This is a genomic window from Pseudooceanicola lipolyticus, assembly GCF_002786325.1.
GTDB classification, from domain to species: Bacteria; Pseudomonadota; Alphaproteobacteria; order Rhodobacterales; family Rhodobacteraceae; genus Pseudooceanicola_C; species Pseudooceanicola_C lipolyticus.
Genome location: NZ_PGTB01000108.1, coordinates 1 through 14,210, shown reverse-complemented (window position 1 = coordinate 14,210; position 14,210 = coordinate 1). Strand labels below are relative to the sequence as shown.

General features: G+C 64.7%; 17 protein-coding genes. 11 read left to right on the top strand and 6 right to left on the bottom strand.

Features of this window, described 5'->3' with window-relative positions; genetic code table 11:
* The 4 genes from CVM52_RS27020 to CVM52_RS18440 form a co-directional block, all read left to right on the top strand.
* A partial coding sequence (locus CVM52_RS27020; protein WP_172721038.1) for a tetratricopeptide repeat protein occupies positions 1–1,298 on the top strand: 1,298 nt, incomplete at its 5' end.
* Positions 1,299–1,416: 118 nt separating this feature from the next.
* Positions 1,417–2,721: a flagellar hook protein FlgE gene (locus CVM52_RS18450; protein ID WP_100163907.1), complete on the top strand. Its 1,305-nt coding sequence runs from the start codon at positions 1,417–1,419 to the stop codon at positions 2,719–2,721.
* A 27-nt stretch (positions 2,722–2,748) separates the two neighbouring features.
* On the top strand, positions 2,749–4,155 hold the full coding sequence (flgK, locus tag CVM52_RS18445; RefSeq protein ID WP_100163906.1) for a flagellar hook-associated protein FlgK: 1,407 nt from the start codon (positions 2,749–2,751) through the stop codon (positions 4,153–4,155).
* 16 nt (positions 4,156–4,171) lie between these two features.
* Positions 4,172–5,254: a flagellin gene (locus tag CVM52_RS18440; protein ID WP_100163905.1), complete on the top strand. Its 1,083-nt coding sequence runs from the start codon at positions 4,172–4,174 to the stop codon at positions 5,252–5,254.
* 30 nt (positions 5,255–5,284) lie between these two features.
* Here CVM52_RS18440 and CVM52_RS18435 read toward each other — a convergent pair whose 3' ends face one another.
* Positions 5,285–5,998, bottom strand: a complete 714-nt coding sequence (locus CVM52_RS18435) for a response regulator transcription factor (RefSeq protein WP_100163904.1) — start codon at positions 5,996–5,998, stop codon at positions 5,285–5,287.
* 204 nt (positions 5,999–6,202) lie between these two features.
* Between CVM52_RS18435 and CVM52_RS18430 the strand changes: the two genes are divergently transcribed.
* From CVM52_RS18430 to CVM52_RS18400, 7 genes are all read left to right on the top strand, one after another.
* Complete coding sequence (locus CVM52_RS18430; RefSeq protein ID WP_100163903.1) at positions 6,203–7,297, top strand: flagellar basal body P-ring protein FlgI; 1,095 nt, start codon at positions 6,203–6,205, stop codon at positions 7,295–7,297.
* A gap of 15 nt (positions 7,298–7,312) precedes the next feature.
* On the top strand, positions 7,313–7,636 hold the full coding sequence (locus CVM52_RS18425) for a rod-binding protein (RefSeq protein ID WP_100163902.1): 324 nt from the start codon (positions 7,313–7,315) through the stop codon (positions 7,634–7,636).
* Entirely contained in the window at positions 7,633–8,028 is a 396-nt protein-coding gene (locus CVM52_RS18420) for a hypothetical protein (RefSeq protein ID WP_100163901.1), read from the top strand. Before CVM52_RS18425 ends, CVM52_RS18420 begins: the two co-directional genes overlap by 4 nt.
* Positions 8,029–8,133: 105 nt before the next feature.
* Positions 8,134–8,970 carry a flagellin N-terminal helical domain-containing protein gene (locus tag CVM52_RS18415; protein WP_100163900.1) on the top strand — a complete coding sequence of 279 codons (837 nt, stop codon included), beginning with the start codon at positions 8,134–8,136 and terminating at the stop codon, positions 8,968–8,970.
* Positions 8,971–9,162: 192 nt separating this feature from the next.
* Positions 9,163–9,567, top strand: coding sequence for a flagellar biosynthesis regulator FlaF (locus CVM52_RS18410; protein WP_100163899.1), 405 nt, complete (start codon positions 9,163–9,165; stop codon positions 9,565–9,567).
* Between the two features lie 3 nt (positions 9,568–9,570).
* On the top strand, positions 9,571–10,032 hold the full coding sequence (locus tag CVM52_RS18405) for a flagellar biosynthesis repressor FlbT (RefSeq protein WP_100163898.1): 462 nt from the start codon (positions 9,571–9,573) through the stop codon (positions 10,030–10,032).
* Complete coding sequence (locus CVM52_RS18400; protein ID WP_100163897.1) at positions 10,032–10,853, top strand: DUF1217 domain-containing protein; 822 nt, start codon at positions 10,032–10,034, stop codon at positions 10,851–10,853. Before CVM52_RS18405 ends, CVM52_RS18400 begins: the two co-directional genes overlap by 1 nt.
* Before the next feature lie 118 nt (positions 10,854–10,971).
* Here the strand turns inward: CVM52_RS18400 and CVM52_RS18395 are convergent, their stop codons facing one another.
* From CVM52_RS18395 to CVM52_RS27015, 5 genes are all read right to left on the bottom strand, one after another.
* Positions 10,972–12,027 (bottom strand): flagellar motor switch protein FliG, encoded by a 1,056-nt coding sequence (locus CVM52_RS18395; RefSeq protein ID WP_100163896.1) that lies wholly within the window; start codon positions 12,025–12,027, stop codon positions 10,972–10,974.
* 24 nt (positions 12,028–12,051) lie between these two features.
* On the bottom strand, positions 12,052–12,888 hold the full coding sequence (gene fliP / locus CVM52_RS18390; RefSeq protein ID WP_100163895.1) for a flagellar type III secretion system pore protein FliP: 837 nt from the start codon (positions 12,886–12,888) through the stop codon (positions 12,052–12,054).
* 3 nt (positions 12,889–12,891) lie between these two features.
* Positions 12,892–13,260: a FliM/FliN family flagellar motor switch protein gene (locus CVM52_RS27760; protein ID WP_240620997.1), complete on the bottom strand. Its 369-nt coding sequence runs from the start codon at positions 13,258–13,260 to the stop codon at positions 12,892–12,894.
* 5 nt (positions 13,261–13,265) lie between these two features.
* The gene (locus CVM52_RS18380; RefSeq protein WP_100163894.1) at positions 13,266–13,931 is read right to left on the bottom strand and encodes a FliH/SctL family protein; all 666 of its coding nucleotides are present in this window, start codon (positions 13,929–13,931) and stop codon (positions 13,266–13,268) included.
* Between the two features lie 3 nt (positions 13,932–13,934).
* On the bottom strand, positions 13,935–14,210 hold a 276-nt coding region (locus CVM52_RS27015), incomplete at its 5' end, for a hypothetical protein (RefSeq protein ID WP_370741611.1).

Genomic DNA, 14,210 nt, shown 5'->3' with positions numbered 1-14,210 from the left:
CCCCGGCGGCGGCGCGGCTCGACCACCTCTCGCCCCGAATGCAGGAGGAACTGCTGCCCGCCCTGCTGGATGTGGCGGTGACCGCGGCACGCTGGGACACCGCGCGGGCGCTGGCCGCCCGTTTCGGCAGCTTTGACTCCCTGCGCGAAAGCCCCGCCTATGGCTACCTGCTGGGCCGCACCGCGCAGGCCGGGGGCGACCTGCTGTCGGCCTTCGACTATTTCCGCGCCGCCGGCGAAGGCGGAGATCTCTGGGCGCATCTGGCGCGGGTGGCGCTGATCGAGCTGGGGCTGGACAGCGGCACGCTGGCCAAGGAGGACGCGCGCCGCCTTATGGCCCAGGCCAGCGCTGCCTGGAGCGGCGACAGCCACGCCATCGCCCTGCTGCAACGGCGCGCGGCGCTGGAAATGGAACTGGACGATCCGGTCGCCGCGCTGGAACTCTTCGCTGCCATCGTCACCCGCCATCCGGATTCGCCGCAGGCGGCGCTGGCCCGGCAACAGGCGCGCAGCCTGTGGACAGAGTTTTACGCCCGCGGCGCCCGGGGCGAGATTCCGCTGGCAGAATTCCTCTCCGGCCATCGGCGCGTCGCCATGGACTATCGCTTTGAACCCGGCTTCGACCTTGCCACCGAACAGCTGGCCGACCGGTTTCTCGCCGCCGGCGCCACCATGGCGGCCTCGGACGAATACCGCGACACCCATGATTATCTGCTGGTGGCGCAGGATCTGGGCATCGTCGACACCGACGACCTGCGCCTGGACGCGCTGCGCCTGAAACAGGCCGAGGCGTTTTACCGGGGCGGCCAGCTTGACCCGCTTTCCTACCTGCTGGCCGAGGGCCTGCGCAGCAACGATCCGGCGCTCGGCAATCAGTTGAACCTGCTGAAGGCCCGGTTCTATGCCGAGCGCGGCGAGGCCGAACAGTTGGTCGACATCCACGTTGCCGAACCCACGCTGCACTATCTGCGGCTGCGCGCCGCCGCCCTGTTCGGACAGCAGAACTGGCCCGCGGCGCAGGCTGCCTATACCGAGATCCTCGAACGTGCCGGCACCGACATGGCCTTCGGCGACACCGTGCGCCTGCTGCTGTCGGCCTATCGCGCCGGCGACCGGGCAACGACGCTGGCCATGGCCCGGCAATTCCCGGAACTCAGCGAAAGCCCGCAATGGGCCTATATCGCCCAAAGCATCACCGAAGAGGCCCCCGCCCTGCTGCCGCTGCGCGAAGCCTCGGCGCGGGAACGGGTCGACAATGCCGGGCGCACCTTGCAGGCGCTCGAGGCCCTCAAGAATTGATCGGCGATTCGCCAAGATTCGCCTGTCGGTGAAAATAATTCAGTTCTTTAACCGCCATGAAATGTTCATGGCCTATCTTTCAACCAAATAATGCGCAGACCGGAACACGGGGGACCAAATGAGCATATCGAACGCGATGCAGACCGGGGTGAGCGGACTTCTGGCAAACTCCTCTGCCGTTGGTCATATTTCGTCCAACATCGCCAACGCCAATACCGATGGCTATCGCCGCACCTTTGCCCAAATGGTCACCACCGCGCCCTCTTCCGGGAACGAGGCTGCCGGCACCGCCGGCGTCCGCGCCGCCAGCCGGTCCGAGATCTCGGTGGAAGGCACGCCGCGCACCACCGGCATCGATTCCGACCTGGCGATCAGCGGCGAAGGTTTCTTCGTGGTCACCCAGAACGCCAACGAGACCGAGGCGTCGAATTTCGCGCTGACCCGCGCCGGCTCCTTCACCGTTGACCAGGACGGCAATCTGCGCAACGCCGCCGGTCTCTACCTCTCCGGCTTCGAATATGACGAAATGGGCCTTCTGGGCGCGGTCGACCGGACCTCGTTCAACGACCTGACCACGGTGAATGTCAGCAGCGCGGTGATCAATGGCGAGGCAACCACCGCCATCAGCGCCAGCGGCAACCTCCCGGCACAGCAGACCGGCGCCACCAGCACCCAAGAAACCTTCGTCACCTCGCAGGAATATTACACCGCGCTCGGCGGTGCCGAGATGCTGGAATTCGCCTGGACCCCGTCGACCACGCCGAACCAGTGGCAGCTTGAACTGTCCGCCGAAGGCACGGCGCTCGGCTCTGTCGATGTCACCTTCGCCGACAGCGGCGCCACCGCCGGCTCCCCGGCCAGCTATACCAACGTGACCTCGACCGCCACCGCGCCCGCCGCATTCGCCTTTGACGCCACCACCGGCACCGCGACGCTGACCATCAACAACGGCACCACGCCGCAGCAGGTCACCATCGAACTCGGCGCGCCGGGCACCAATACCGGCATGACCCAGTTCGCCGGCGATTACACCCCGGTCGAATCCACCCTGGACGGGTTCGAATCCGGCCAGCTGGTGCGCTTTGAAATCGACGAAAGCGGCGATCTCTACGGCGTCTTCGACAACAGCGCCCGCCGCCTGCTGTACAACATCCCGCTGGCCGAGGTGACCAATCCCGATGGCCTGCGCCAGGTCGATGGCAACGCCTATATCCCCACCCAATCCTCGGGTGACTTCCAGCTGAACACCGCCGGCACCGGCACTGCCGGCTCGATCACCGCCGGCGCGCTTGAGGCCTCCAATGTCGAGCTGGCGGAAGAACTCACCATGCTGATCCAGACCCAGCGCGCCTATTCCTCCAACGCCAAGATCATCACCACCGTCGACCAGATGATGGAGGAAACCACGGCGCTCAAACGCTGATCCTGACCAGGCCAAAGGGGCCGCCCGATGAGTATTATTAACGCGTTTAACATTTCCCGCACCGGGCTGTCCGCAACCTCGCAATGGGCCGAAATGGTGTCGGGCAACATCGCCAATGCCGATAACGAAAGTTACGGCCGGCGCAGCCTGACCCGGGAAACCATGGCCGGCGGCGCCGCCGTCGCCATTGGCGTGCGCCGGGAATCCGACGAGGCGCTCAATCGCATGTATCGCGAAGAGCTGGCCAAGCTGGAACGCCAGGAGGCCATCGCCTCGGGCCTTACGGCCTATACCTCGCTGCTGGGCGGGCTGGGCGAAAGCGGCTCGCCGGTGCAGCGCCTGAACGAGTTGCAGGACAATTTCGACCTGCTGTTCAACGACCCCTCCAATGTCGCCGGACAACAAGGCACGCTGACCGCGGCGCAAAGCCTGGCCAGCGGGCTGAACACGCTCTCGGACGAACTCGACATCACCTCGAAGGAAACGCGGGACGCGATCGGCGCCGACCTGACCCAGGTCAACGACCTGATGACCAAGGTTTCGGGGCTGAACCGGCGGATCGCGCAGGCCAGCCCGGATTCCGAGCTGATGGCGACGCTGCAGGACCAGATGTCCGAAACGCTGAACGCCCTGGCCGGCTATATGGATTTCCGCACCGATACCGACAACACCGGCCAGATCGACCTGCTGACGCCGGGCGGCCTGCGCCTGGTCGAGGGTGAAACCGTCTACCCGATCAGCTATACGGTCGGCGACGGCACCCTGCGCGCCGATGGCGCCGATATCTCGCCCGGAACCACCAATGGCCTGAGCGAAGGCCGGCTGGTCGGCCATGTCGAGCTGTTGAACGACACGCTGCCGCAGATGCGGTTGCAGCTCGATGAATTCGCCCGCACGGTGATCGAAACCTTCGAAGATGCCGATGCCACGCTGACCCCCGGCGATGCCGGGCTGTTCACCGATGACGGGCTGGCCTATGACCCGGCACAGCTGACCGGGCTGGCCGGCCGGATCGCGGTGAACACTGCGGTGATGCCGGATCAGGGCGGCGCGCTGTGGCGGCTGCGCGACGGCATCGGCGCCACCGCTCCCGGCAGCGCCAGCAGCACCGCCCAGATCGGCGCCTTTATCGACGGGATGAACGCCCAGCACAGCTTTGACGGCGCCACCGGGATCTCGTCGGACATCACGCTGACCGAATATGGCGCGGCGATGATCGCCCAACAGCAGAACATCCGCGCCGAGGCCAGCGACCAGCAACAGGCGCTGGTCGCCTCGACCTCCAGCATCGATGCCGCGCGGCTGAACGCCCAGGGCGTCAATATCGATGACGAGCTGCAGCAGTTGCTGCTGATCGAAAAGACCTATGCCGCGAATTCCCAGGTGGTGAGCACGCTGTCGCAGATGCTCGACGTCCTGCTGGCCGCGGTCTGATGCGAAAGCCCCGGACATGACCGACCTTCTTGCCAATGTCTCGACCCTGCAATCGACGCTGACCCGGCGGCGGTCGACGGCGCGGCTGACCCAGGAAATGATGAAGGCCGAACAAGAGGTCAGCACCGGCCTCAAGGCCGATGTCTTCGGCGATCTGGGCGAGGCCGCGGCCGAATCCGTGCTGCTGCGCAGCCAGATCGACCGCAACACCGCCTTTACCACCACCAATTCGCTGCTGTCCGGCCGGATGGAAGTGATGGCGCAGTCATTGGGCCAGATCCGCAGCACCGGCGAGGATTTCCTTTCGCTTGCCGCCGGCAACCGCGATTCCCCCGGCGCGCTGGTGGCGCAATTGCAGGACAGCGCCATCGCCGCGCTGAACCAGATCACCACCACGCTGAACAGCCGCTATCAGGGCAACGCCCTGTTCGCCGGGATCGACAGCGACACCGTCGCGGTGCAGAACTGGACCCAGCCCGATGCCGATACCGGCCTCTCCCCCGCCGATGTGCTGACCTCGATCACCGGCACCGGCCCCACCACCCAGGCCCAGGCGCAGGCGATGGTGGCCGAAATCGCCACCGTCTTCGACAACACCCACGCCAATCCCGACCTGCATTACGAGGCCAGCTTCTATAACGGGACCCCGGCGCTGACCGCCGGCGGCGCCCCGCAGGAACGGGTGGTCGCGCTGATCGACGAGGGCGTGACCCTCAATTACGGCGTGCAGGCCAATGACGCCGCCTTCACCGACCTGATGCGCGGGCTGACCATGCTGGCCGCGGTCGATGTCTCGCAGATCGCCGATCCCGACGCCTATGCCGCCTATGTGACCGAGGCGGTGGATGCGATTTCCGTCGGCATCGGTGGCGTGCTGGCCGCCGAAACCCAGCTGGGCGCCCAGCAGAAGCTGGTCGAGGACACCAGCACCGCGCTGGAAGACGTGAACGACATCTACAACAGCCGGATCCTGGCGCTGGAAGCGGTCGATCCCTACGAGGCCGCCACCCGGCTCAGCCAGCTGGAAACCCAGCTGCAATCCAGCTACGCGGTGACCGCCCGGCTGATGAACCTGTCGCTGCTGAACTTCCTGGTCTGATCCGAGGCCCCGTTACGGGGCCGGGGCGGCCTAGCCCGCCGCCGCCACCGGGCGCATCTCGGTCTCGGCCGCGTCCAGCTTATAGCCGCGGCCATGCACGGTTTCGATATACTGGTGGCCCGAGACCGCGGCCTGGCCCAGCTTCTTGCGGATCTTGCAGATATAGACGTCGATCACCTTGTCGAACGGCTGCTCGTCGGACATGCCATAGACCGCGTCATAGATCGCCGCCTTGGACACCACCCGCCGCACGTTCAGCACCAGCTGCTGAAAGATCATGTGCTCGCGCCGCGACAGTTTCACCCGATGGCCGCTGACCTCGGGATCGCGCCCGTCGAAAAATGCTTTCACCTCGCCCACCGACACGCTGTCGGCGGCGTGGCCATGGGCCCGGCGCAGCACCGCGTTGATCCGCGCCTTCAGCTCCAGCGCCCGCACCGGGGTGACAATATCGTCATCCGCCCCGGCATCCAGCGCCCGCGTGGCATTCTCGGGATCCGCGCGGTCGCGCAGCACCAGGATCGGATGGCCGCAGCCGGCGCGGCGCAGGCGGGTGATCTGGTCGATCAGGTCGGGCCCCGCCGACAGCAGAAACGCATGGCTGTCATGGCCGGCCCGGTTCAGCAGCCGCAGGTCGCCGTTGAAAAACTGCGGTCCGATCTCCACCGGGCGCATCCGCTCAGAGTGCAGCTCGTCCAGAAGCGGCCTGCCGCCGCTTCCCACCTGATACAGATAAACGTGCATTCCGTCCCCTGCTCGCCTGTCCCCGCCCGTGTGGCGCGGATCGTTAACGCATCATAAGAACAATCGGCAAGGATAGTCAACTAAAAGACCGCCTATCCTTTAGACACTTCTTTTCTGTACTTGATTATCACCCAATACTTGTAGTTTAATCATGGAAAGGTCGCGGATCGCCGTGGCCATCCCCATCACCCCGGAGCCGCCGGAATGCGCCTGCCCCTCCTGACCGTCCTGCTTGTCGCGCTGGTCTCGGCCGTGCAGGCCGATGTGCGTATCAAGGACATCGCGATGTTCGAAGGGGTGCGGGAAAACCAGCTGGTCGGCTATGGGTTGGTGGTCGGCCTGAACGGCACCGGCGACCGGCTGCGCAACAGCCCCTTCACCCAGAAAAGCATCGAAGGCATGCTGGAACGGCTGGGCGTCGGCAACCTCTCCGAAGACGACATGAAAACCCAGAACACCGCCGCCGTGATGGTGACCGCGATGCTGCCGCCCTTCGCGCGGCGCGGCGCCACCATCGACGTGGTGGTTTCGTCGCTGGGCGACGCCACCTCGCTGCGCGGCGGCACCCTGGTGGTCACCCCGCTCACCGGCGCCGATGGCGAGGTCTACGCGGTGGCCCAGGGCCCGATCGCGGTGGCCGGCTATGCCGCGCAGGGTATCAACGCTTCGATCGTCGAAGGCGTGCCCACCGTCGCCCGGATCGAAAACGGCGCCACGGTGGAAAACGAAATCCAGTTCCGCCTGAACGACCTGGACTCGGTCCGCGTCGCCCTGCGCAATCCCGATTTCACCACCGCCGTGCGGGTGGCCGATGCAATCAACCAGGAACTGGGCGGCCGCCGCGCGGTGCCGCTGGATCCCACCACCGTCGAGATCGAACTGCACGGCAAGGAAAACGTGCCGCTGCTGATGGCCGATATCGAAAACCTGCAGGTCCAGCCCGACTCGCCCGCCCGCGTGGTGATCGATGCCCGCTCGGGCACCATCGTGATCGGTGCCAATGTCCGGATCGACCAGGTCGCGGTCAGCCAGGGCGGCCTCACCGTCACCGTGCGAGAGGACATCACCGTCAGCCAGCCGGAACCGCTGTCGATCGGCGGCACCACCGTGGTGATCCCGGAAACCACGGTCAATGTGGTCGAACGCGAAACCAAGTTCTCGATCCTCGAAGGCGATGTCAGCCTGCAACGGCTGGTCGACGGGCTGAACGCCATCGGCGTCGGCGCCACCGAAACCATCTCGATCCTGCAGGCGATCAAGGCGGCCGGGGCGCTGCACGCCGACCTGGAAATCATCTGACAAGGGGCTCTGGCCATGCAAATCAGCGGCAAGACAGCAATGGTGGTCCAACAGGCGACGGCGCAGATGCATGCCCGGCCCGGCGCGCTGGCCCCCGATGCGGCACAAAGCGCCGCCCGCGAATTCGAGGCGGTGTTTCTCACCCAGACCGTCGACGAGATGCTGAAAAGTGTCGATATCGGCAATTTCGGCGGCGGCCATGCCGAAGAAACCTGGCGCAGCTTTCTCGCCCGCGCCTATGCCGACCAGATCGCCGGCCAGGGCATGACCGGCATCGCGCAAAGCGTCGAGGCGATGATCGCCTCGTATCAGGGTACTCCGGAAAGGACCGGCGAATGAACGGCGCACACCAGATAATCGAGCGGCTGTCGCGGCTGCTGCATGACGAGATCGCGGCCATCGCCGCCGGCCAGCTGGAAACCGTGCGCGAACTTTACCCGCAAAAAGCCGCGCTGTTGGCCGAGCTGGAAGAGGCCTCGGATGCCATCAACCGCCATCTCAGCGAAGGCGGCGACGAGGCAACTCGGCTGCGCGACAGCCTGGAATTGCTCAACACCCTGATCCGCAAGGATCACAAGCTGCTGGAACGGATGACCGAGGCCACCGGTCGCGCAGTGCGCGAACTGACCCGGATCCGTGACCGTCACGGCCTGGGCGGACTGTATGAATCAAGTGGGTCGCCACGGAAACAGGATGTGGCACGCCCGCAACAGGTCGATCAGTCGATCTAAAATTTAACCCGGCTTTAAACTTCTGCTCCAATTTGCCCTTTCACGGGCAGGTCCCGTTTTCGTCAGAAAGACGATTACGAGAAAGACCAAATATAGGAACAGAAAATGTCCTCTATTCTCACCAACACGTCGGCAATGACGGCGTTGCAAACCCTGCAATCGATCAACAAGAACCTCGACTCCACTCAGGGCCGCATCAGCTCGGGTCTGAAAATCGAGTCCGGCAAAGACAACGCCGCCTACTTCTCGATCTCCGAGACGATGAAGGGCGACTCGTCGATGTACAAGTCGATCGATGAAACGCTGACCCTGACCATGAACTCGGTTTCGACCGCGCGCCTCGGCGCAGAAACGGTTCAGGACGTGGCGCAGGAATTTGCCGAACGTGTTGCATTTGCTCAGGGCGGTACTGCGGAAGTGCGCGCAGACGTCCAGGCAGAACTCGATGAACTGGTTGCGCGGATCTCGACGACGATCTCGCAGTCCACGTTCAACGGCACGAGCCTCGTGTCCGGTACGGCCACCGTCACTGTCGTGACGGGGATCAGCCGTAGCGCTGTGGGTTCGGTTACGACGACTTCGATCACCTTCCAGCAGCAGGATCTCGGCGCAATCGAATCCGCCCTGGCAGCGATCGACCTGACGACAACTTCCACCACCGCTCTGATGGAAGCCGCTCTGCAGACCGCAGAAGCGCAGCTGGACGCCGCGATCTCCTCGGCCACGGCTCTCGGCATCGCCGAGAAATCCATCGAGACCCAGAAAGAATTCCTGGGTGCCCTGACCGACCGGCTTGATGCTGGCGTGGGGTCGATGGTCGATGCCGACATGGAGTCCGAGGCAGCCCGCCTGCAATCGCTCCAGGTTCAGCAACAGCTGGCGACGCAGTCGCTGTCGATTGCGAACCAGGCACCGCAGAATATCCTGAGCCTTTTCCGCTAGGCGATGAACTCGGGCTGGCATCGCCTTATGTGATCAGCCCGAACCTGCAGAAGTGAACAGAATACCGGACGGGGCCCTACGGGGCCCCCTCCACCCCCAACGAGAGGCAGCGCATGACAAGGACGGGCAACGTTCAGTCATGTTTTTACGAAGGCACCCCGCACAGAAAGTTGCGGGCAGGAAGGGCAGAATATGAGCATCAACGCGTACAAGCGCACGCTTCGCGAAATCGAATCCCCACGTCAGATCGAACGCCGCGTGCTGGCCAGCATCACCGGCCAGTTGGAAGATTTCGCCGACCGCTATGACGAGGCCAGCAGCTCGTTCGAACGCATCACCGTATTGCATTCAGGTCTTCGCAAGGCCCTGACCGATAACCAGAAATTCTGGCAAATCCTGAAATACGACCTGTCCGAATCCGGCAATGCCCTGTCGCCCGAACTGCGCGCCGGTCTGCTGTCGCTGGCGATCTGGGTCGAAAAAACCACCGCCAGCGTGCTCGGCGGCGATGCCGGCGTGCGCGCGCTGATCAACGTGAACGCCAATATCGTGACTGCGCTCAGCGAACAGCCGATGCCGCTGATGAAGAGCGCCTGAGCCATGGTCCTGAAACTTACTCTCAAGCCCTACGAGCGGTTCATCGTCAATGGCTGCGCGATGCGCAATTCCGGCCGCCGCCACAGCATCGTGATCGAGGAAAAGGCCGACGTGGTCCGCGGCAAGGACCTGCTCGACGCCTCCTCCACCGTCAGCCCGGTCGGCAAGACCTATTTCCTGATCCAGACCGCGCTGACCCGCGCCGACCTGCGGGAAAAACTGGTGCCGACGATCCAGCACAACCTGGCCGAGCTGGCCACCGTGTTCGGCCCGCCCAATATCACGCATATCTTCGAGGCGGCGAACTTCGTCAGCTGCAACGACTATTACAAGGCCCTGCGCGAGCTGCGCCCGGTGATGCAATACGAACGCGAGCTGATGCGCAGCATCGCCCCGGTCGAGCAAACCGAGGACGCAAGCGACAGCAGCACCGACGCCCAGGACCAGATGAGAAAGGTAGGCTGATGATCCCGATCAGCGGCATGTCCAGCTATCTGGGCCTCAAGATCCTGGACCGGACCGAAGCGAACCAGCAACAGCTGTTCCGCGCCGAACCCCAGCACAGCCGCGCGATCGAAACCTTCTACGAACGGGTCGGCGCAATCGAAACCGTCGACCAGTTCATCGACGATTACGAGGTCTACAGCTTCGTGATGAAAGCCTTCGACCTGGAAGACCAGATCTTCGGCAAGGCGATGATGTCGAAAATCCTCAAAAGCAATATCGAGGAGGACGACGCGCTGGTGAACAAGCTGACCGATGTCCGCTTCAAGGCGCTCTACGAAGAGATGGGCTTCGGTGAAAACGGCGAAGGCAATCTCAACACCATCCTCTCCTCCTGGCAGGACCGCATCGTCGCGCGCTATGTCGACATGGCCTATGTCAACGCCGCGGCGGAACAGAATGACGCGGTTGGCGCGGCGCTGGAATTCCGCCGCAAGGCGGCCGAGGTCGAAGGCCCGTTCGACATCCTGAAAGACGCCGAAATGGCCACCTTCATGCGCACCGCCCTCGGCCTGCCGACCGAGATGGTACAGATCGACATCGACCGCCAGGCCGAGATCTTCGAAGAGAAATACGACCTGACCAAGCTGCAGGACCCGGAAGAGGTCGAAGCGCTGATCTCGCGTTTCCTGCTGATCTCGGATGCGCAAGACACCAGTTCGATCGACAGCAACGCGGTGGTCCAACTGATGACCGGCGCGGTCAGCGCCGGCAGCGGCGGCAGTTTCGTGCCGGTCACCATCGACATCACCGCCGTCAGCGCCCTGCGCGGCGGCTACTGATCACGGCCCCCGCCCCGCGGTCCCGGACAAGATCCGGGATCGTGGAGCCGACCCGGTTCAGAGCGTTCACAGAACGAAAACGCGTTTGCCCAAGCGCAAAGCCCGGGCAAACCCCACGTCAGATAAAGTCGTCTTCCTCGTCATCCGAGGGCAGCGTGATCACCTCTTCCTCGGCCAGTTCCTTGGCGTAATCCACCATCGCCAGCTGCGCGGTGCGCACGTCGCGGCCGCGCACCGGGCCCATGTTGTTCATCTCGTCGGTCAGCATGTCGCGCGACCGGCCGGGCAGCACTTCCAGGAAGTAATCGCGCACCTCCTTGCTGGCACCGCGCAGCGCCACCGGCAGGGTATTGCCCGGCACCCCGCGCATCACCCGCGCCAGCGACATGCCGTCCAGCTTGATCAGGTCGTCGAAGGTGAACATCTTCTGCTTGATGCCGGTAAAGGCCTCGGGCAGACGTTCTTCCAGCACCGGGGCGATCTGGTCGAACAGGTCGCGGTCGAACTTGTTCAGCAGCTCGGCCATGTGCTGCTGCATGTCGCGGCCCGAGGATTCCGCCGCCGCGCCCATCAGGTCGGTGCGCAGGGTCTCCTCGATCTCCTTCATCAGCTCGCTGGGCACCGCCTCCATGCGGATCATCCGCTCGATCACGTCCTGCATCTGCTCGACCCCCATCAGCGGCAGCACCCGCGCCGCCACGTCGGGCATGACGTTGGACAGGATCGCGGCGGCGGTCTGCACATGCTCGCCCTTCAGGTAATTGGCGATCACCGTCTCGTTGATCTGGCTGAACCGCGCCCACAGGTCGCGTTCCTTCAGCGGGCCGGAAATGTCCTTCAGGATCACGTCCACCTGCTCGCCGGGCAGGAAGTTGCGCAGCAGCTTTTCCGCCACCGAGAAGGATCCGACAATGGCGCCGCCATTCATCACGCTTTCGGTGAACTCGGTCATCACCAGCTCGACCTGCGGCGAATCGATCACCCCCAGCCGCGACATCGCGCGGGTGATCTTCTGGATCTCTTCCTCGTCCAGCTGCTGCATCAGCTCCGAGCCGCGCTTCTCGCCCAGGCACAGGAACAGGATCGCCGCCTTTTCCGGCCCGCCCAGCTTGCGGCGGCGCGGGGTGCGGTCCTGCATTTCGGTATTGGCCCGTTTCAGCGCCGCGGTAGCCATTTTAAATCCTTTCTGTCCAATGTCTTACCCCGCCCCAGTCAGGGGAAGATAGCCTTCCATCAAACTCCCGGCCAGCATGTACCAGCCGTCAATCAGTACGAAAAAAATCACTTTGAACGGCAGCGACACCAACACCGGCGGCAACATCATCATGCCGGCGCTCATCAGGATCGACGCGACAATCAGGTCGATGGCGATAAACGGCAGATAGATCAGGAAGCCGATGGAAAACGCCCGCCGCAGTTCGGAAATCATGAAGGCCGGCACCAGCACCCGCCAGCTGGCCTCTTCGGCGGTGGTCGCCACCGGCGCCGTTTCCTGCCCCTCGCTGCGGGCGGCGATATCGGCAAACAGCGCCATGTCCTTTTCGCGGGTGTTGCCGAACATGAACTGCTTGAACGGCCCGCCGATGCGCTCCATCGCCTGCTGCTCGGTGATCGCATTGTCCAGCAGCGGCTGGATGCCGCCCTCCCAGGCATCCTCGAAAACCGGCTGCATCACGAAAAACGTCATGAACAGCGCCATCGAGGACAGCACCATGTTGGGCGGCGTCTGGTTCAGCCCCAGCGCCGAGCGCAGCATCGAAAACACGATGACAAAGCGGGTGAACGAGGTCATCACCACCAGCAGACCGGGCGCGATCGACAGCACCGTCATCACCGCGATCAGCTGCAGGATCCGCCCCGACAGCGTCGCCCGCTCGTCCGAGCCCTGCGGCGCGTCGCTCAGCGCGTCGCCAATCGCCGACAGCAGGCCCGATCCGGCGTCCTGCGCCAGCCCCGGCCCGGCCCAGAACCCCAGCACCGCCAGCAGCAGCACCGCCACGCCGGGGCGCAGGGCAACGGGCAGCGGGCGGCGCATCCCTCACTCCTCGGACACGTAGTCTTTGACGATCTCGGTCAGTGACACGCCCAGCCGGTCGCCCGGCAGCTTCACCAGGTCGCCGCGCGCCACCAGCCGGTCGTTGATCATCACCTCGACCGGGTCGCCGATCTTCTTGTCCAGCTCGATCACCGATCCCCGCGTCAGCTTCAGCAGCTGCGCAATCGGCATCCGGCTGCGGCCCAGGATGATCTGCACCTGCAACCCGACATTCAGCATCGCATCGATATTGCGGCCGCTGCCGGCATGTTTGGTCAGCGCGCCGCCCTCGCCCTCTGCCCCGGAATCTTCGGGGGCGGCGGGGGCTTCCTTGGTGTCGCCTTCGGGGGCGTTTTCTGTTTCTTCGGTCACGCGGTTCACTCCTCGTCGGGTGTGTCCTCAGGCGCCTCGGGCAGCAGCGACGCCGCCCTGAGCGCGGTCAATATGCGGGTGCAGATCACGGAAAAGCTGTATTCCATGAACCCGTTATCCCATTCGACCCGGGCATCGCCGGGCGCCAGCTCGGGATCCGGCAGCACCTCGATACGGCCGTCATGGCCGATATCGCGCGCCGCCTCTTCCAGCGAGGTCGCCATCGCCGCGCAGGCATCGGGCGGCAGGAAGATGCGCAGCTGGGCGCTGCCCAGGGCCAGGCCGATGGCGGCGCGCACTTCCGATTCCGACCGCTGTGCCGCCTGCCCCTTCAGCAATTCGGGGGCGATCTTTTCGAACACCGCCAGCACGAAGGCCACCACCTGCTGTTCCAGCGTGTCGACATGATCATCTGCGGCGGCGATCACCGCCTCGACCCGGCCGCTCAGCACCCCCAGCAGCTCGACCCAGCGGCGCCGGTCGCTGGCCATCGCCTCGGCCTCGGCCTCGGCGCGGCCTTCCGCCCGGCCCTGCGCAATCCCCTCGGCGCGGCCCTTCTCGATTGCCGCAGCCAGGTCTTCCTCGGTGAAAAACGCCCGCGTCAGCCGCTCGGCTTCGCGCTGCTCGCGCTCGATCTCCTGGTCGAAATCGCGGTTATAGACATAGCTCACGGCTTACCGCTCCTCTGCCAGCCAGGATTTCACCACCCGCAGCGATTCGTCCGGCTGCGCCTCGATGGTCCGGCTCACCGTGTCGATCCAGCCGCGCTGCACCGCGCCCTCGACCGAGGCCAGCCGCACCAGCTCCTGGCCGCCGCCATTGGGCGCCGTCACGGTGCCGGAATGCACCACGCCCACGGATTGCTGCGGATTGGTATGCACCACCTGCGGTTGCGCGCCGCCTTGCTGGGCGATCTGCGGCGTCTCGGCGGCCGGGGCCGCGGCCTCGCC